This window comes from Bacillus sp. EB106-08-02-XG196 (assembly GCF_013396335.1).
Lineage (GTDB): Bacteria > Bacillota > Bacilli > Bacillales > Cytobacillaceae > Neobacillus.
Genome location: NZ_JABWSY010000001.1, coordinates 18,661 through 37,742 on the forward strand (window position 1 = coordinate 18,661; position 19,082 = coordinate 37,742).

The window sequence follows — 19,082 nt, forward strand, 5'->3', positions numbered from 1 at the left end:
TTCCCCCTTCATAAAGAAAGCGTTATCATTTTTTAGAGTTCTTTTGGCAAGTTAGTTTTTTAAGAAGTCTAACAAACTATCCTTCTGACTAGATTAAATTTTGGGAAAATTCCCACTTTATTATTATGTCTAAAAAATATTCTTAGGTCAAGCACTACTAACAAAAATTAACAATTTTATATTGGGTTATACGCAATATAAAAGGAGCCATTTCATAAAGAAATCGCTCCGTTCATTTTGTATGTTTAAATTCCTAGAGTTATCGTATTAGATTCCTATATTTTTCTGATTCGATAATCATGTCATGCATTTGATTTGTGGGTTCCAATGGAGAGACCCCAAGTTCTTCTTCCAAGACTGTCATACATTTTTGGTACCATTTCATTGCTAGTGGGCGATTGTTTTTTCGATAATAGCAATACATTAATAATCGATAGGCTTCCTCCCAAGTCCTATCCCTTTTAAGTATATTTTCACACCAATAAATCGCTTGTTCATATTCTTCTTTTCGGACCATAAACTGTGCCATTTTTTCTGCGCCCCGTAAAAAGTAAACCAGCATACTCTCCCTTTTACTTAAACACCAATCATCATATCGCCGTTCTGGCAAGTATTCTCCTAGATAAAGCCTCAAGCCCTTTTCTAAAAGGGGTATCACTTTTTCCTGGTATGTTTCACTCAAACCATTTTGAATCAGAGATTGAAATAGGGTTGTATCTAATTCAATTTTGGCATGTGGATTTATTCCATAAAACATCCCTTCTCTTATAATGAAAAATGGAGCTGCCCTTGCCTTACGAGTTGGTTCAAGTACATGCTGGAGACTATTTAATGCAACTTTAAAGTCACGGTCGGCATGTTTTGTATCCTGATTAGGCCAAAGAATTTGGAGTATCTCCTCTTTGGAAATAAGTTCGTTTACTGTAATAAAGAGCTGAAATAATTCCTTGCCTTTTTCACGCTGCCAATCTTTTTCCCCAACTTCCTTTTCCCCTAACCAAATTTTAAATTGCCCAAGTGTTTGAACTCTTATCGAATATCCAGGATGTGAATCCAATGTCGTGATTCCCATTTCCTGAAGGATTTTTACGGCTAATGACTTTTGAATATCTCCTTTCGTGCATTCGATTAATAGTGGAACAAACATTTGTAAATCCCTTGGACTGAAAACTGACACTTTATGAAAAAAGAACTCAAAATCATTTTTTTGAACCATATATAAGAACTTATCCATCGTTTCTCTAAACATGTCTTGATCTTTTTCTAAATAGTAAATATAGGCCAGCCAGAAACTAGATAACATCTGTCCAAAGGAATCCTCACACTGATAAAATAATTCTCTCGTTTTTTCTAAGCAGGAAAGACCTTTATTTAGTCTTTCATTATAAATACAGGTGATCCCCATACATAGGGTAATAAGTGCGGAAAGCCAGATATCTTGAACTTTTTCAGTCTCCTGTAAGGCCCTTTTCCCTGCCTCTAATGCCCGCTCATATTCTCCCCTTGTCCCATAAAGGATACAAAGTCCCATTAACGGTTCGGCTTTTCCTCTTTCTACATTCAGCCTGCTCATAATTTCTAATGCTGTATTGTAGCATTGTTCTGCCAAATCCGAATCATATTTATTGAGAATTTGCACGGCATGCCCCATCCGAATCCAGCCGCATGCTTCCACAAAAGGTGCTTTTAAACTAATACCTTGTTGTATGCCTGCCTGTGCTAATTCTTTGGCCATTAATCCTTCTCCTGTAAATGATTCTATTAATGATAAAAGTAAATCTGTTTCTCTATGGGATTTGGGAAGTTCTATCCCATTTTTATTTGATAATTCTTCTTTTTGGTGGAGAAGGAATCTTTTTGCTGCTTCAAAACGACCTGTTCTTAAATACAATCTTGCTTCAATATTTCCATCCAATATTGATGGGCTGTACGTTTTTGCCTTTTGCAGCCATTTTTCAGCGTTTGTTGATTTTCCAGAGTTTAAAAGATTTTCAGAGAGCAAGTAATATAACTTTGCCTTTTCCGCTTCTGAACTTATGCTTTTCTCTCTCGCTTCAATAGCTTCATATAATAGCTTCTCAGCTTGATGAGGCTGGATGGTGTCTAAATAAATCTTCGCTTTTCCTTCTAACGCCTTGCTCATCCCGAGAAAGTCGTGTCTCTTCTCAGCCTCGTTATAGGTTTTATCATAACATTCCTCGGCCTCGTGAAATTGAGAGCGATATCGGTGGACCTCTGCTTTTAGGAACCAGAGAAGATAATACGTATCTAACTCAAGCACAGGAATCAATGTCAATTGATCAGACAGGCTTTTTAGCTTCCCAGCTTCAAGCATTTTAATCCCATTTTCTTGTAAGATTGATGCCATTGCTTTGTAATGATTAATTTTTTTATAGTGATAGAGTGCCTCTTCCCACATCAGTCTTTTTTCATAAAATCGTGCACATTTTTCATGAAGTTTAGTGAAGGTAGTCGGGTTATTCTTTAAGAAGGCATTTTCTAAAAACTCTTTAAAAAGTGCATGGTAGCGATAATGTTTTAATCCAATCTTTTGAATGAACAAATTTCTCTCTTTTAATTGCTCGAGCATGGTAGAAGCACCTTGAATTCCAATGACTTCATCACAAAGTTCTTCTTCAAGAATATCTAAGATTGATGTTTGTTCCAAAAATTGCTGAATCATTGGAGGCTGTTTTGAAAAGACTTCCATAACTAAGTAGTCAAATAGATCTTGAAGTGAGAAGGAGGAATGTTCTAAAAGGGTTGAAATATCTCCAGTAAGTGGAATCTGTTGTGCAATCATACACAATGCAATAATCCAGCCTTCTGTTAGCTGATAAATACTTTCTAAATGAGCGGGCTCTATTTCTAGTCCATAGAGGTCGATTAATAACAATTCCATTTCTTCAATGGTTAGCACTAAATCTTCCCGGATAATTTCTAATAGCTGCCCGTTTACCTTCATTTTCGTTAAATACTTCCAGCCCGGCCGGCTGCGGCTTGAGATAACCATGTGTAAATTAGAGGGAATATGCTCCAGTAATTTCTCAATCCAACTATTGATCGTGTAGGAATGTTCAATTTGATGATAGTCGTCCAAAATTAGTGTGATATCGGAATTAGCTTCAAGAACTTCATTAATAAATAAGGAGCATAAATAACTTAAATCTTCTTCTCTTATGTAGCGGTCCATTGTTTCGATATACTTCTCAATATCCTGCCCGAAGTCAGGAATATATCCTCTTATTGAATGGATGATATAGGAAAGGAACGGAAGGATGTCGTCATCCATTGATGAGATGGAGTACCAGCAGCCTGGGATATTTTCATCCCTCATAAATAAAGCAAGAGCCGTACTTTTTCCAAAACCAGCCCCTGAATGAATAATGGTCAAAGGATATTCTGGAATTTTCTTCATTTTTCTCGTAAGCTTAGCTCTTCTAATAAATTCATCTTTGACAACCGGAATTCTCAGTTTTGTTTGAATGATTGGCAGCTTCATTTATTTATCCTCCTTTCTAATTTTTTCAATTTTTACACTATTTTATCATACTATTCATCATAATTCATTTTTCTTGTCATGCCGACGTCAACAAACTGATTAATTCCCCGTTCACAATAAAAACTTGCACAACAAAGAAAAAAGGACCGAATATTTCGGCCCTAATTCACGATACAATTATTAAGTTGGGATACGTTGCTTCCTGTAAAGTCAATGCTTAGCACTTTAGCTGCCATATCAGGAAAGGCTGTTTTTAAAGACTTCTCAAGTAATTTACCCTTTCCCTCTTCACAAAAACATAAAACTGTCGGGCCCGCTCCACTTAAGGCCACACCGAATGCCCCTTCAGATTTTGCGAAATTTGCAACATCATCATAAAATGGGATCAGCGGCTTCCGATAAGGCTGGTGAAAAATATCCTTTTCCATCATCTTTCCGGCCAATTCCCAATTCTGACTAAGTAGTGCTCCCACTAATACATTTGCGATTGAAGAAGCACGAATACTGTCTTGGTAGGAAAACTCTATTGGCAAAACACCGCGAGAATCCTTAGTCAACAAGCTTTCTTTCGGGATGACTGCAACCATTTCAAAAGATATATCAGAAATAGATACAATATCGACCTCTCCTTGTTGATAACTGCCGATTACTAGTCCCCCATAAAGAGAGGCACCAACATTATCTGGATGGCCTTCTACTTCAGTTGCTAGTAATAGCTTTTCTTTTTTTGTCAGCCCTAAATCTCCAACGTAATCAGCAAGTTCAATTCCTGCAATAATCGCCGATGCACTTGAACCAAGTCCACGAGCCAATGGAATGTCACTTTCAACCTTGATTTTACAAGGATGCAGCTCCTTACCATATTTAGCTGCCGTTTGAATGGCAATTTGACAGATATAATGCTTTTCGTCTGTTGGGAAATCCTTCAATTCATCTGAAGTTGAATAACATTCCCACTTCTCATTTCTCTCTACTTCTAAGCGTAAATATAAATTAACGGCAACTCCCATTGAATCAAAGCCTGGTCCAAGGTTTGCAGAACTCGCTGGTATTTTGATAACAAACCTTCCAGCATTTAGAGTCATTGGTGGACAACTCCCCTAATGTGTTCTGTCACAGCTTTCTCATCATTTGGCAATTTCTTTACATCCACAAAGCTGCTTTGAATAGCCGTATCCGGATCTTTTAAACCATTTCCAGTAAGCACAGCGACGATTTTAGATCCCTTTTCAATTTTGCCTTTTTGGAGGGACTTCATCACACCAGCGATTGACGCACATGAAGCTGGTTCAGCGAAGATTCCTTCAGAGGCGGCGATTTTCTTATACGCAGCTACAATTTCATCATCACTTACTTCATCAAATAGACCTTTGGATTCTTCAACTGCGGCAACAGCTAAGTTCCAGCTTGCGGGATTTCCAATTCGAATCGCTGTTGCAATCGTTTCTGGATTTTCAAATACACGATTATGAACAAGTGCTGCTGCTCCTGCTGCTTCAAAACCATACATTCTAGGCAGTCCTGTTCCCTTACGGTTTGCGTATTCTTTAAACCCTTTCCAATATGCACTAATGTTACCCGCGTTTCCAACTGGTATCGCTAAAATGTCTGGAGCTGCCCCTAATTGATCACATACTTCAAAGGCTGCTGTTTTTTGTCCCTCTAAACGATATGGATTAACCGAATTAACAAGTGCAATCGGTTCTTCTTCACTAATATTGCGGACCATCTTTAGTGCTTGGTCAAAATTCCCCTCAATGGAGATAATTTCTGCTCCGTACATCATTGCTTGAGCAAGCTTCCCTAAGGCAATTTTTCCTTCAGGAATAACAATAATACAACGGATTCCAGCACGGGCAGCATAAGCTGCAGCCGCTGCGGAAGTATTCCCCGTTGAGGCACAGATAATCGTTTTACTGCCAGACTCTATCGCCTTTGCAACTGCCATTACCATCCCGCGGTCCTTAAAAGAACCTGTCGGATTTGCGCCTTCAAGTTTAACGTATAGCTCTACATCCAGTTCCTTTGAAAGCCGTTCAAGCTTTACTAACGGGGTATTTCCTTCATTCAAGGTTAACATAGGTGTTTCATTAGTTACTGGTAAAAATTCTTTATATGCTTCAATTAATCCCGGCCATCTCATAATGATTTCCTCACCACTCTATATGCACTTTTTATTTCTTTCACCGCTGGTAAATCATTTAATTCGTGAAGAATAGCATCGTAATTTGTCAGTGAAGCCCGGTGTGTAACTAAGACAATTTCGGATGTTTCATTCTTTTTAACAGGAAGCTGTAATATTTTTTCAAAGCTGACACCATACTTTGCAAAGATGGAAGTAAGTTCTGCAAATACTCCGACCTCATCTTGTACATGAATTCGTAAGAAGTATTTAGAATACTTTTCATTATCATCCTTTAAGCGCTTTGGATATTGTGGTGTTACCGCACTTCGGCCATTAACACCAAGTCGTAAATTTTTCATAACCCCAACTAAATCTGAAACAACTGCTGTTGCCGTTGGCAGGCTGCCAGCACCTGGTCCATAAAACATTGTCTCACCAACAGCTTCACCATATACATAAACAGCGTTATATTCATTTTGAACGGAAGCCAGTGGATGGTTGTCAGACAAGAATGTCGGCTGGACACTTACCTCTACTTTTTCCCCTTCACGGTGGGCATATCCTAATAACTTCATCGTATAGCCTAACTGTTTTCCATAACGTAAGTCTTCTTCTGTAATTTTCGAAATTCCACTTACCTTTACATCGTCAAGGTCAATATGCATCGAAAAGCCTAAAGTAGCTAATATTGTCATTTTCCTGGCTGCATCCAGTCCCTCTACATCTGAAGTAGGGTCCGCTTCGGCAAATCCAAGCTCTTGCGCTTCTTTAAGGACATCCTCATAAGCTAAACCTTCTTGGCTCATTTTTGTTAAAATAAAATTAGTGGTTCCATTTACAATCCCCATCATTTGGGTTATGCGATCAGAAGCAAGGCCATCAACTAAGCCTCTTAGAATAGGAATGCCTCCTGCAACACTTGCTTCATAGAATAAGTCACATCCATTTTCAGAAGCAACAGATAACAATTCTGATCCATGAAGCGCCATTAAATCCTTGTTTGCCGTCACTACATGTTTTCCTTGACGGAGGGCACTAAGCAAATATTCCTTTGTTTCTTTAACCCCGCCCATCACTTCAATGACAACATTTATATCGGGATCATGCAGGATATCAGATGGGGATGACGTTAACAAAACTGGATCCACATCAACTGGTCTTGTTTTATGTATATCTTGGACCAGGATTTTCTTTACGACAACAGGACAGCCCACCTGATGCATTAATTTATCTTGATGATTTTTAATAATTTTCACAACACCTGAACCGACTGTTCCTAAACCGAGTAACCCAATTTTAATTGCTTCCATATTAATCCCTCCCACACTGTCTACCACATGCGTACAATTGTATTTATATAGTAGACATTATATGATTCTCTCAATACAATTACAATAGACTAATTTTTTTAAAAATTCAATGTAATCGCTTACCACCGCACCAACATTGGTTTGCATCTTTTAAAAAAATTTTTAAATTTGAATACTCAAAAAATTATTCATTTTATCTCTTTACAATAGTAAAGGTATCGATGTAGAATATTCTTTAAATTCAGGTAAATATTAAAAAATGTATTGATGAAGACGGCAGTAAGAAAATGCTTAAGAGAGCCGGTGGCTGCTGTGAACCGGTGCAATTTCTTAATCCTGCCCAGCCCTTCTGAACTGGCAGACTGAAAGTTTTAGTAGGAATGCCCGGGAAAACCCGTTAACATGTTGAGGCTGCACTGTTTCCAGCAGCAAAAGAGGGTGGCACCACGTTGATCACGTCCCTCATAACAAGACAAATCTGTCTGTTATGGGGGATTTTTTTTATTTTAAAGCGGAAGCGCCTTCGGAACAAGCACAGCTTGTTCCTGCGATGATTAATCGCAGGAGCCTTCCTTGGTGCACAGGGGCGACAGGCATAAGACGAGCCGGCGGGAAGGTTGTTCTTTAACCTTTCTGACGGATTGAATGAAATGTGGAGGCGACTGCTCTGGGACGAAGGCATAAGACGAACTCTGCAAGAAGGCGCTTTTTGCCTTCTTCAGGGGGCGGCTTATGACTCGAGTCCCAAGGAGCCGGAACTAGACACGCTTATGACCCCGAGCCCCTAGGCGCTGGAGCTAGATAATTTAATCTTATATTTAAAAACGGAGAGGATGAGGAAAGAATGTTTAAGGTACTTGTAACAGATGGTATTAGTGATACTGGATTGAAAAAGTTGTTTGATCACCCAAATTTTATCGTTGAGCGCCAGCCTACACTAAAGCCCGAAGAGCTAAAGAATATTATTGGAGAATACGAGGCTTTAATTGTACGAAGCCAAACAAAAGTTACAGCGGAACTGCTTCAGTATGCGGACCGTCTTAAGGTAATTGCCCGTGCAGGTGTTGGTGTAGATAATATCGATGTGAATGCAGCTACAGGAAAAGGGATAATTGTCATTAATGCTCCTGGTGCCAACACAATTGCCGCAACTGAACATACTTTAGCGATGATGCTCTCTATGGCAAGAATGATTCCTCAAGCTCACAAAAAAACCGTTGGAGGAGAATGGGATCGCAATTCTTTCAAGGGTGTTGAATTATACAAAAAAACACTTGGTGTCATTGGTATGGGGAAAATTGGTACCGAAGTTGCAAAGCGTGCTAAAAGCTTTGGAATGAATATATTAGGATATGACCCTTACTTAACGGAAGAGCGAGCCGAAAAGCTAGGTATGAAAAAAGCTAGTCTTGATTTAATCGCACGCGAGTCTGATTTCATTACGATTCATACACCACTAACAAACGACACCAAAGGGCTTGTAAATGACGACTACCTCAGCAAGACAAAAAAAGGAGTCCGATTTATCAACGTCGCACGAGGCGGAATTATTGATGAAAAGGCATTGGTTAGAGCCATCCAAGCTGGGCATGTTGCAGGTGCTGCACTTGATGTTTTTGAAAAGGAACCTGTGGCCGATCCAGCATTGTTAGATAACCCTAATATTATTGTAACCCCGCATTTAGGAGCATCTACTGTAGAAGCGCAGGAAAAAGTTGCCCAAGAAGTAAGTGAAGAAATCATTGAAATTCTCGAAACACAGTCCATCCGCAATGCTGTAAATATGCCGCAAATGTCAGGCGAGGCACAGCAAAAAATGCAGCCATACCTACTCCTTGGGGAGCAGATGGGGCAGCTTGTCGTTCAATTATTAAAACATGCTCCTTCTAAAATAGAAATCAATTATTATGGAGATTTAATTGAGGAAGATACGGAACTATTAACTCGAACCATGATTAAAGGAATCCTTTCTTATCATTTAAGTGATTCTGTTAATTTAATTAATGCGCTTCATCTTTTAAAAGGACAGGGAGTTTCCTATAATGTCCAGAAAAATGCTAATAATAAAGGCTTTGCCAATTATATGGAGCTTTCCATCACAAAAGGCTCTGAAACAGCTAAAATTGGTGCGACAGTCTTAAACGGCTATGGTGCAAGAATCGTGAAAATTAACGAGTATCGTATTGATGTAAGACCTGAAAACCACCTTTTACTGGTAAAACATCAGGACGTCCCTGGTATGATTGGTAAGGTTGGATCTCTACTTGGAGATTATCAGATCAATATTGGAACGATGCAAGTGGGCAGAACAACGGTCGGCGGGGAAGCCGTCATGGTGTTAACCCTTGATAAGCAAATTACTACAGAGGTAATTAATGCCCTCACACAAATTAACGGTTTAAACGCAGCCCAATCTTTAGAGTTAGAAAATGTTGATTCCTTTTACCCAGGAAGACTTGAGTTAGAGAAAATTAATTAATGAAAGAAGACCAAATCTGTTATGGATTTGGTCTTTTTCTTATGTATTATAGGAGTTGGCGAGAACAATGAGAGCCCGTAATCGTATAAAAAGTGAAGAAGCGGTCACTCATAAGAACGATGAGAGCCCGTGCCCTTCTAAAAAGGGCAGTAGCGGTCACTCATAAGGTTGATGAGAACCCAGGCCTTGCAATCCCTCTTAGTTTTTCTCGATAATTCTCCTCACATCGAGCACCGAATCCAGGATAAAGTCTGCCTCGTGCTTTTCAAAGTCACTTCTCGCATCTTTTCCAGATAATCCAGTCAATACTGCAGCAAACTGACATCCCATCTTTCTCGCAGCCAGCAGGTCTGCCAAAGAATCCCCCACCACTAGTACCTCTCCGCCATCCTCAATTGGCAAGGTCGTATTTAAACAATCCTCTACTGAAGTTTCTCTGCCTTTATGACCCAAAATATACGTAAACGGATCTGGTTTTGACAGTGATCTTCTTTCATTTAATCCCTTTTCCGCTTTCAGGACATCATCCGCTGTGACAATATGATTGATATCAAAGTGTTTAAGCCAGTCTAAATGGTGGAAAGGTTGAATGGTTTCAAGCTCTGGTCTCCCCGTTCCAATTCCTATTTTTACCCCAGATTCCTTAAGGAATGTAAAAAGACCATCAATTTCTGCTTGATCTGCTAATGTGGTTTCGTTTGCTAGAAAGCCTTTCTTTCCTAGCTGCACAGAAGGTCTGCCAGTGGATTTTTCTACATTCTTATCACCAACGTACCATTCCTGACAGACATGTTCACATACTGACCAAAGCTCACTGATGCCACTAAAAATACCTGTATGAACCCTTAGCTTCTCTTCCGCTAACAGATTTAAATAATTGAACAGTTCTTGCTTTGTTTCAATTGACTTATTAAAATCAGATACAAATTGATTGAAATCTAATTTCACCTCATAATTATGTAGGACCCTGCCTATTTCAAGCAGTACTTCTCTATTAATTGGTTTTTGCAGCCAGGTGTTTATTCTATCCTGCTCGTTTTCCTTCATTTGAGATAAAAGATGAATGAATTGATGACCAAAGGACAAATAGATCATATCCCAATTTGCATTAAGACCCCTTGATTTCATTAGCTTAAGGACCTCATCATTTTTTCCAAACACAGTCTCACGGATTACCTTTATTTCTGTTGGGCTATAATCCGTTTTAAATTTTTCAGGTGACAATGCCAAATAATTATTACTAATAAGCAACTCCCAGACAGTTAAGGCTGATGCATCAAAGTAATGCTCCTCACTTAACAAAACTCCATCAACATCAAATAATATTGTTCCAATCATCTAAAACACCCTCTTCTCCAAGTCCACTTTATTCCGTTATCGTAACACAGCAAAGACCTATATTTAAAGTAAATAATGATTGATGAAAAAACACTGAAACTAGAAACACAGCTTAACGACTTTTGTTAAGCTGTGTTTGATATTTTATCTATTATAAAGAAGACTATATATCTAGCCCTATTGATATATATTTTACTTCTAAAAATTCTTCCATTCCGAAGTGACCGCCTTCACGGCCGAGACCGCTCTCTTTATAGCCGCCAAATGGAACTTGAACAGCTGATGGCAGGGCATCATTAAGACCAATGATTCCGTATTCGAGTTGTTCTGTGATTCTAAAGGATCGGCTTAGATTTTCTGTATAAACATATGCCGCTAATCCAAAGCGGGAATTATTTGCCCTTTCAATCACTTCTTCTTCGGTTTTGAAGGTCGAAATCGGCGCAAGCGGACCAAAGATTTCATCCTTCATACATTCCATATCGTCGTGGATAGCGGTTAAAATTGTTGGGGCATAGAAATAGCCATTCTCTTCAGCAGGTTTAAGCCCGCTATAAGTGACTTTCCCTCCCTTTTTAACTGCATCATTCACAAGGGATTCCACTTTTTTATAAGCTGCTTTATCAATTAATGGTCCGATGTCGGTCCCTTCTTCGAGGCCATTTCCAACCTTAAGCTTTTCTAATTCTGCTTGGAAAAGCTCAATGAATTGATCCGCTATTCCTTCTTGCACATATACGCGATTCGTACATATACAAGTCTGACCTGCATTCCGGAATTTTGAATGTACCAATCCCTCCGCAGCCTTTACTAGATTCGCATCATCCATGACAATAAATGGGGCGTTTCCTCCAAGCTCCAGCGATACCTTTTTAACATTTTCAGCAGCACCGCGCATCAACGTTTTCCCTACTTCAGTCGATCCAGTAAAGGTTATCTTGGTTACACGGGGGTCCTTCAGCCACGTTTCGCCGATTTCTGCTGACCTGCCGGTGATTACATTGATTACACCATTAGGGATTCCTGCTTCATGGGCAAGCTCCACCATCTTTAACGCGGTAAGCGGGGTCTGATTGGCCGGTTTTACCACGCAAGTACACCCTGCTGCGAGGGCTGGTGCCACTTTTCTAGTAATCATAGCTGCCGGGAAGTTCCAGGGGGTAATCGCTGCAACCACCCCAACTGGTTCCTTTCTAACAAGAATTCGTTTATTTGGGTGGGATGCCGGTATCGTTTCTCCATAGATTCGTTTCCCTTCCTCCGCATACCACGAGATAAATCCGTTAGCGTATTGAACCTCACCCAATGCTTCTTTTAATGGTTTACCCTGCTCCATCGTCATAATCCTAGCAATTTCATGTTTGTGCTCATCAATCAATTGATACCATTTCATCATAAGCTGATAGCGTTCATCAGCTGTTTTTTTCGACCAAGGTTTAAATGCCTTGTGGGCCGCATCAACGGCTTGCTCCGCTTCAAAAGCACCCCCGGTTGGCACTGCCCCTAAAACTTCCTTTGTGGCTGGGTTAATAATCTCGGTAAATACCTCAAAATCATTCCCGACCCATTTTCCATCAAGATACATAGGATAGATTTGATATTTTTGCGTAACGATATCCATATTCCATTTACCTCCCAGCCGGAACAGCAGAGTTGTTCAAATATACAGCCTCAAAGCTTTCCTCAAGTATTTGTAATCCTTCCTCCAACTGCTCATCTGTAATGGTTAACGGCATTAGAAGGCGGATAACGTTACCATATAGCCCTGCACTTAGCAGCAACAGCCCTCGCTCACCTGCGGCTTTCACTATTTTTCCAACTGCCTCTTTATCAGGTGTTTTACTGTGACGGTCTTTAACGATTTCCATTGCACACATGGCGCCAAGACCACGGACATCTCCAATGCTATCGAAACGTTCAGCAAGCTGTTTCATTTTATTCGTAGCTCTTGTACCTATTTTTTGAGCCCTTTCATTAAGGTTTTCACTCTCAATGATATCGAGGACGGTAAGTGCTGCCCTGCAGCCTAGTGGACTTCCAGAATAGGTTCCGCCGATTTCGCCAACCTCTGCTGCATCCATAATTTCTGCTCGGCCAATGACCCCGCTAATCGGCACTCCTGCTCCCATTGATTTTGAAATGGTGATTAAATCTGGCTCAACTCCAAAATGTTCAATCGCAAAATATTTCCCGGTACGGCCGAATCCCGTTTGAATCTCATCTGCTACAAACAAAATTCCATACTGTGTACAAATTTCTCTAACTCTTTGAACAAATCCTTTATCTGGTACGATAAATCCTCCTTCACCTTGAACCGGCTCCATTACAACAGCAGCAATCGTTTCAGGAGCGACTTCCGCCAGTAAAAACGTTTCAAATTGCTCAATAATCATTTCAGTGTATTGTTGTTCGCTCATTCCTTCAGGCCGGCGGTATACATATGGATATGGCGCCTTATAGACTTCGGGAGCAAACGGTCCAAACCCGAACTTGTATGGCTTGACTTTACTCGTCATCGTCATCGTCATTAACGTTCTGCCGTGGAAGCCTCGTGTAAAGGAAATAATTCCTTGTCGTTTTGTATATTTTCTAGCGATTTTCACGGCATTTTCAACTGCTTCTGCACCGCTGTTAAAGAAAGCTGTCTGCTTATTAAAATCACCCGGTGCAAGCTGACACAGCCTCTCAGCAAGATTGATATAGGACTCATACATCATGACATTAAACCCTGTATGGATAAATTGACTTGCCTGCTCTTGCAGGGCCCTGACCACTCTTGGGTGGGAATGGCCGACATTTACTGTTCCAATTGCTCCAGCAAAATCAATAAAAATATTTCCGTCTACATCCTCAACAAGAGAACCCTGTGCCTTTTTCACAAAGGAATGACAATTATTACTGATTCCCTTTGGGACATATTTTTTTCTCAACTCTAGTATTTCTTTTGATTTTGGTCCGGGTATCTCTGTTAGCTGCTTAACAAATTTCTTTTCCAATTCCATGCTCCCCCCTTATAAAAATAAATCGTTATGCTTTTACCAGACTTAATACTTCCTTAAAGGTGCTGATTACCATATCGACTTCTTCATAGCCAATCGTCAATGCTGGTTCAATTCTTATCGTCTTCGAGTTAATTAATGTTCCTGCCACAAGGATCCCGCGGTCAAACATTCCTTTGGAAACTTCATAACCAATTTCATCCTTATGGAATTCAATTCCAATCATCAATCCTTGGCCGCGAATTTCAAGGACCTTATCTTCATGTCCTTTCGCTGCTTCTTTTAACTCTTTTAGGAAATACTCCCCAACTACTCCGGCTCTCTCTGGTAAATTTTCTTCGATTAAAACACCAATGGTGGCAATAGCCGCTGCACATGCTAATGGATTACCGCCAAAAGTCGTTGTATGCATAAATGGGTTTGGAAACCAGCTTTTGAACACTTCTTCCCTTGCTACAATCGCACCTGCTGGCATAACACCGCCGCCAAACGCTTTTGCTAGACAGATAATATCTGGGACTACATCATACAAATCGGCCGCAAACATTTTTCCGGTACGTCCCATTCCTGTTTGGACTTCATCAAAGATTAATAGAGTACCATATTCATCACAAAGTTCACGAACCTGTTTTAAATATCCCTCTGGCGGGAGAATAATTCCTCCTTCACCTTGTATTGGCTCTAAAATGACTGCAGCAACATCTTCTCCAACCGCTGCACATACCTCGAATGTTTTTTTCATCATGTCAAAATCACCAAATGGTACATGACGGAATCCTGGAATTAAAGGCAGAAATGGTTTACGGAACATTCCTTTGGCTGTTCCAGATAATGCACCTAGACTTTTGCCATGGAAAGCACGTGTCGTTGAAATAAAAGTCGTTCTTTCACTATACATTTTCGCAAGCTTTAATGCTGCTTCAACACTTTCCGTTCCACTGTTGGTAAAAAAGGCATATTTCAAATCACCAGGGGTGATATCCGCTAGAATTTTCGCCAGCATCGCACGCAATGGATCAAGCAGGTCTTGGCTGTGGAGAGCTTGACGTTTCAGTTGATCTGTTACTGCCTTTACGACCTTGGGATTGCGGTGGCCGACATTATAAATACCAAATCCGCCTAGACAATCAATATATTCCTTGCCGTTTACATCCTTAAAGCAGGCACCATTATCTGACCATTCAACAGCTGCAAATTGACCATCCTTTGTCACCGATTTACGGTACGTTAAAAATCCTGGGTTTACGTGCTCACGGAAGCCATCGACCGTTTCCTTTGTGATCCAGGCTGCTTCTTCCTTATTCACCTCTTCCTTTTCTATTAAACTTAAAACCTTATTAATGTATTCGCTAACTTGTTGATTCTGCTCAGTCCTTGCCTCACGTGTTAAATCGATACTCATATGATCGCTCCTCAATAGTTTATTAGTTTGAAAACCAGCCAATTGGCTCTACTTGTAAATTAATATTGATTTGTTTAATTTCTTGGAATTCCTCTAGCCCGAATGTTCCAAGGCTTCGTCCAATTCCACTTTGCTTGTAACCACCCCATGGTGCTTCATTATAGGTTGGGTGATAGGAATTCACCCAGGTAATACCAGATTTCAACTTTTTAATGACTCGTAAGCCCTTTGCTCCATCATTCGTGAAAACACCGCCAGCAAGTCCATAAACGGTACCATTAGCAAGCTTTACTGCCTCTTCTTCATCCTTAAACTTCTGAATAACAACGACTGGTCCGAAAATTTCTTCCTGCACGATTCTCATTTCCTGATTCACATCAACGAACGCCGTAGGCTCGACAAAGTAGCCGTTATCTAGTCCATTGCTTACGATTCGGTTCCCCCCGCAGGCAACGCTGGCACCTTCCTGTTTTCCTACCTCAATATAATGAAGGACTTTTTCCAAATGCTCCTTGCTTACAAGCGGCCCCATCTCTGTTGAAGGGTCATTCCCCGGTCCTACTTTAATTTGCTTCGCTCTTTCTACAAAGCGGGCGACAAATTGATCGTAAATACTTTCTTCTACTAGAATTCTTGACCCAGCCGAACATACCTGGCCAGCACCAGCGTAAATGCCAAACAGCGCATAATCGACCGCAGTTTCAAAATCAGCATCAGCAAAAATGATGTTTGGCGATTTTCCGCCTAATTCCAATGACACTTTTTTCATTGTGTCAGCTGCCGTTTTCATGATATGTTTGCCTGTTTTTGTACCCCCGGTAAACGAAATCATATCGACTTCAGGATGGGATGCGATTTCATTACCGACAACTGCTCCGGCACCCATGACCATATTGGCGACTCCTTTTGGCAGTCCTACTTCTTCAAAGATTTCGAATAGCTTTTTCGGTGTAACCGGTGTTACTTCTGACGGTTTAAAAACGATTGTATTTCCAGCGGCTAAAGCCGGAGCAATTTTCCAAACACTCATTAGGAGCGGATAATTCCATGGAACAATCAGACCGCAGACTCCTACAGGCTCACGGACAACCATCGCCTGCATAGGGTCGGCAACGTGATAGGTATAGCCGTCTGGCTTTGTAATCAGTCCTGCATAATAGCGGAAGCATGCTGCCGCATCGCCGACATCAAATCCAGCTTCTCTTAATGTTTTCCCATTATCCATCGTTTCAAGCTGTGTTAATTCATCTGCATATTCCTCAATTTTGTCCGCAATTTTAAATAAATAGGAGGCTCTTTCTTGAGCTGAAATTCCTGACCAGACACCTTTTTCGAAAGCACTCCGAGCTGCAAAGATCGCCGCCCGTGCATCAGCAACTGTTCCTTCAGGGGCATATGAAATCACTTCTCCATTTGCTGGATTAATGATTGGACGTGTTTCCAGAGTTTCAGACTCTTTCCATTCACCATCAATAAACATCTTAAGGTTAGCAATGCGGTTTTTTATCTCGACCATTATCAAGTCCTCCTTTATTCTCTCTTACTATCTATATTTGCAAGAACTGTGCCAAAGTAGAAAAGTGGTCATTACCGGGTGTTCTCCAAAAAGACGATTTAAAGTTATTCAATTTTGCATAACTGTATCTATCTGTGCATACATAAAAAAGCTGCTTCAGATTGTAATCTGAAACAGCTTTTCATTAAAGAGATGTTAAGTTTTCTATTTTAATATTTTTTTCATTTAGTATTTTTTGATATTTCCTGCTAACTGAGGATTGGCTGATTCCTAATGCTTTTGCAGCCTTTGTGGTTGTTTTGTATTGGTTCATAGCTAGGACAATCAGCTGCTCCTCTACATGTTCAATCGCCTCATGTAAAGGAATAACTCTAGTAATCATCGGCTTTATCTTTTTATTATCAAAGCCCAGCGATAAAAACTGACTGACAAACTCTGCATCTATGGCAGGATGATCAGCGGTAACCACTAATCTTTCAATTATATTTTGTAATTCACGGACATTTCCTGGCCACGAATAAAATTCAAGAACATTAATCGCATCTGGTGTTAAATGGTAATTTCGGTCATACCTTTCATTCAGCTGCTGTAAAAAATGAAAGGCAAGTAACGAGATATCCTCAGTCCGTTCCCTGAGCGGCGGAATCTGAATCGGAATAACATTTAGTCGGTAAAATAAGTCTTCTCGGAAAGTCCCATTTTCCACCATTTTTTCAAGCCTTTTATTGGTGGCCGCAATGATCTGGACATTCACCTTAATAGGCATTGTACTGCCAATCGGAATAACCTCTTGCTCCTGGAGAACACGTAAAAGCTTTACTTGAAGATGCAGCGGCATTTCACCGATTTCATCAAGAAACAAGATTCCGCCATCTGCTTGTTTAAAATAACCTTCTTTTCCATTTTTATCTGCACCTGTAAAGGAACCCTTTGCATATCCATACAATTCACTTTCTAATAGATTTTCAGGGATTGCCCCACAATTCATTTTAAGGAATGGCTTGCCAGAGCGTTTCCCTAGTTGGTGAATGGCTTGAGCAATTACCTCTTTACCCACACCAGATTCACCATTAAGGAGGACGGTCGATGAAAAGTCAGCAATTTTCTTAACTTGATTCATAATCTTTTCCATTTTAGGGCTGCAATAGAAGAGCTTTTTTAAAAAGCGATCCTTACTTTTAAAGTCATCTAATTCTTTTTTATATTGTTCCGTTATTTTCCGTATTTCCTGTAGTTCACTTTTTAAACGCGTTGTTTCCGTAATATCTCTCGAAGCAATGATAATCCGATCCAGCTCATTTTCTTTATTAAAGACAGGATTGCCAACAGCAAGAATTTTCCTGCCTGTTTTTGTTTCCTGGACAACGGAAACTTTTTTTCTTTTTTCGATTACTAATCTTGTTACTGATGGGGTAAAGAGTCCTTGATCCTCAAGCTCGAGGATATTTTTTCCAATCAGCTCTTTAAGGTCTACATTCCAGAAATCATGAATGATATTGTCACTATATCGAATCAATTCCCCAACGGCATTAACCACAAGAATCTCATCGTAAATACTCGACAATATCGCATTCAAGTCACGATTCAAATCCTTTATATATTCAATTTCATTGGCCATGTCCTCGACCATTGGCAGATCTTGAACAACAATAATCATCCCTTCAACTTCACCGTTATCGGTTAAAATAGGACAGTAATCGACGAGAACTCCCGTGTCATCCGTAATTTCTAAATGATTCAATATTGTTTTTCCTGTAGCAAACACGTTGTTAATCTGTTGAGCACTAAAAATAGATCCCCCTGGATAATTTAGTACCTGTTCTGCAGTAGATTTAATCATCTTTAACCCTGATTCATTGCAATTTATTATTTGTTTCTCTTTATCAAGTACAAAAATCCCCATTGGTATCGAGGTAAGAAGGATTTTCAGTAAATCTACACTCTTATTTTCTTGTTTAAAAAGCTCTGCCAAAACATCTTCTCTTCGTATGTATCCTAACGGTTCGCCGTCCTCACCTATTATGATTGCGAACGGCTCACCAATAATTTGGAACAATGAGGGGAAAGAAATATTCTTATTAAGGAAACAAATACTTTTGATAGATTTTGCCTGACCTAGCAGCGCCTCTAAGGAATAATTTTTGCTTTCAAGCAGCTCAAGTAATAGATTATTGATTGGTGCATAGGTAAATAATTGACCTTGTTTTTTTAAGAATATAAAGGGTTCTTTGCATTGGTCTAAAGTTGATTTCAATACAACTTCTTCATCTATATTAATAGATACTATTGGCTTAATCTTATCCTTTGCGACGGAAAACATCTTTTTATCCCCCTTTATCTTTTCACTCTTATATTATCACTATTTCGAATTTTTTAAATAGAAAAAAGAAGATGCGGTATCCATCTTCTTT

Annotated in this window: 11 protein-coding genes and 1 other annotated feature; of the genes, 1 reads left to right on the forward strand and 10 read right to left on the reverse strand. The window is 39.8% G+C overall.

All coding sequences use genetic code 11. The features are described 5' to 3' along the window. Positions 1 to 259 precede the first annotated feature (259 nt). From MLOOGBEN_RS00110 to MLOOGBEN_RS00125, 4 genes are all read right to left on the reverse strand, one after another. The gene (locus MLOOGBEN_RS00110; RefSeq protein ID WP_179156244.1) at positions 260 to 3,502 is read right to left on the reverse strand and encodes a winged helix-turn-helix domain-containing protein; all 3,243 of its coding nucleotides are present in this window, start codon (positions 3,500 to 3,502) and stop codon (positions 260 to 262) included. Between the two features lie 161 nt (positions 3,503 to 3,663). Beyond that, on the reverse strand, positions 3,664 to 4,587 hold the full coding sequence (gene thrB, locus MLOOGBEN_RS00115; RefSeq protein ID WP_179156245.1) for a homoserine kinase: 924 nt from the start codon (positions 4,585 to 4,587) through the stop codon (positions 3,664 to 3,666). After that, positions 4,584 to 5,645 (reverse strand): threonine synthase, encoded by a 1,062-nt coding sequence (thrC, locus tag MLOOGBEN_RS00120; protein ID WP_179156246.1) that lies wholly within the window; start codon positions 5,643 to 5,645, stop codon positions 4,584 to 4,586. Before thrC ends, thrB begins: the two co-directional genes overlap by 4 nt. Next, positions 5,642 to 6,937 carry a homoserine dehydrogenase gene (locus MLOOGBEN_RS00125; protein ID WP_179156247.1) on the reverse strand — a complete coding sequence of 432 codons (1,296 nt, stop codon included), beginning with the start codon at positions 6,935 to 6,937 and terminating at the stop codon, positions 5,642 to 5,644. The genes thrC and MLOOGBEN_RS00125 overlap by 4 nt, the downstream gene beginning before the upstream one ends. Positions 6,938 to 7,192: 255 nt before the next feature. Then, positions 7,193 to 7,403 (forward strand) — a binding site (T-box leader). Between the two features lie 378 nt (positions 7,404 to 7,781). Here MLOOGBEN_RS00125 and serA point away from each other — a divergent pair. Continuing rightward, on the forward strand, positions 7,782 to 9,416 hold the full coding sequence (gene serA, locus MLOOGBEN_RS00130) for a phosphoglycerate dehydrogenase (RefSeq protein WP_179156248.1): 1,635 nt from the start codon (positions 7,782 to 7,784) through the stop codon (positions 9,414 to 9,416). Between the two features lie 198 nt (positions 9,417 to 9,614). Here the strand turns inward: serA and MLOOGBEN_RS00135 are convergent, their stop codons facing one another. From MLOOGBEN_RS00135 to MLOOGBEN_RS00160, 6 genes are all read right to left on the reverse strand, one after another. Further along, positions 9,615 to 10,754 (reverse strand): HAD family hydrolase, encoded by a 1,140-nt coding sequence (locus tag MLOOGBEN_RS00135; RefSeq protein WP_179156249.1) that lies wholly within the window; start codon positions 10,752 to 10,754, stop codon positions 9,615 to 9,617. Between the two features lie 163 nt (positions 10,755 to 10,917). Beyond that, on the reverse strand, positions 10,918 to 12,339 hold the full coding sequence (locus MLOOGBEN_RS00140; protein ID WP_179156831.1) for an NAD-dependent succinate-semialdehyde dehydrogenase: 1,422 nt from the start codon (positions 12,337 to 12,339) through the stop codon (positions 10,918 to 10,920). A 43-nt stretch (positions 12,340 to 12,382) separates the two neighbouring features. Continuing rightward, positions 12,383 to 13,750, reverse strand: coding sequence for a 4-aminobutyrate--2-oxoglutarate transaminase (gene gabT / locus MLOOGBEN_RS00145; RefSeq protein WP_483296368.1), 1,368 nt, complete (start codon positions 13,748 to 13,750; stop codon positions 12,383 to 12,385). Positions 13,751 to 13,781: 31 nt separating this feature from the next. Continuing rightward, entirely contained in the window at positions 13,782 to 15,155 is a 1,374-nt protein-coding gene (locus MLOOGBEN_RS00150; protein WP_179156251.1) for a putrescine aminotransferase, read from the reverse strand. A 22-nt stretch (positions 15,156 to 15,177) separates the two neighbouring features. Beyond that, complete coding sequence (locus MLOOGBEN_RS00155) at positions 15,178 to 16,650, reverse strand: aldehyde dehydrogenase family protein (protein WP_179156832.1); 1,473 nt, start codon at positions 16,648 to 16,650, stop codon at positions 15,178 to 15,180. A 205-nt stretch (positions 16,651 to 16,855) separates the two neighbouring features. Continuing rightward, positions 16,856 to 18,991 carry a sigma 54-interacting transcriptional regulator gene (locus MLOOGBEN_RS00160; protein WP_179156252.1) on the reverse strand — a complete coding sequence of 712 codons (2,136 nt, stop codon included), beginning with the start codon at positions 18,989 to 18,991 and terminating at the stop codon, positions 16,856 to 16,858. Positions 18,992 to 19,082: the final 91 nt, after the last annotated feature.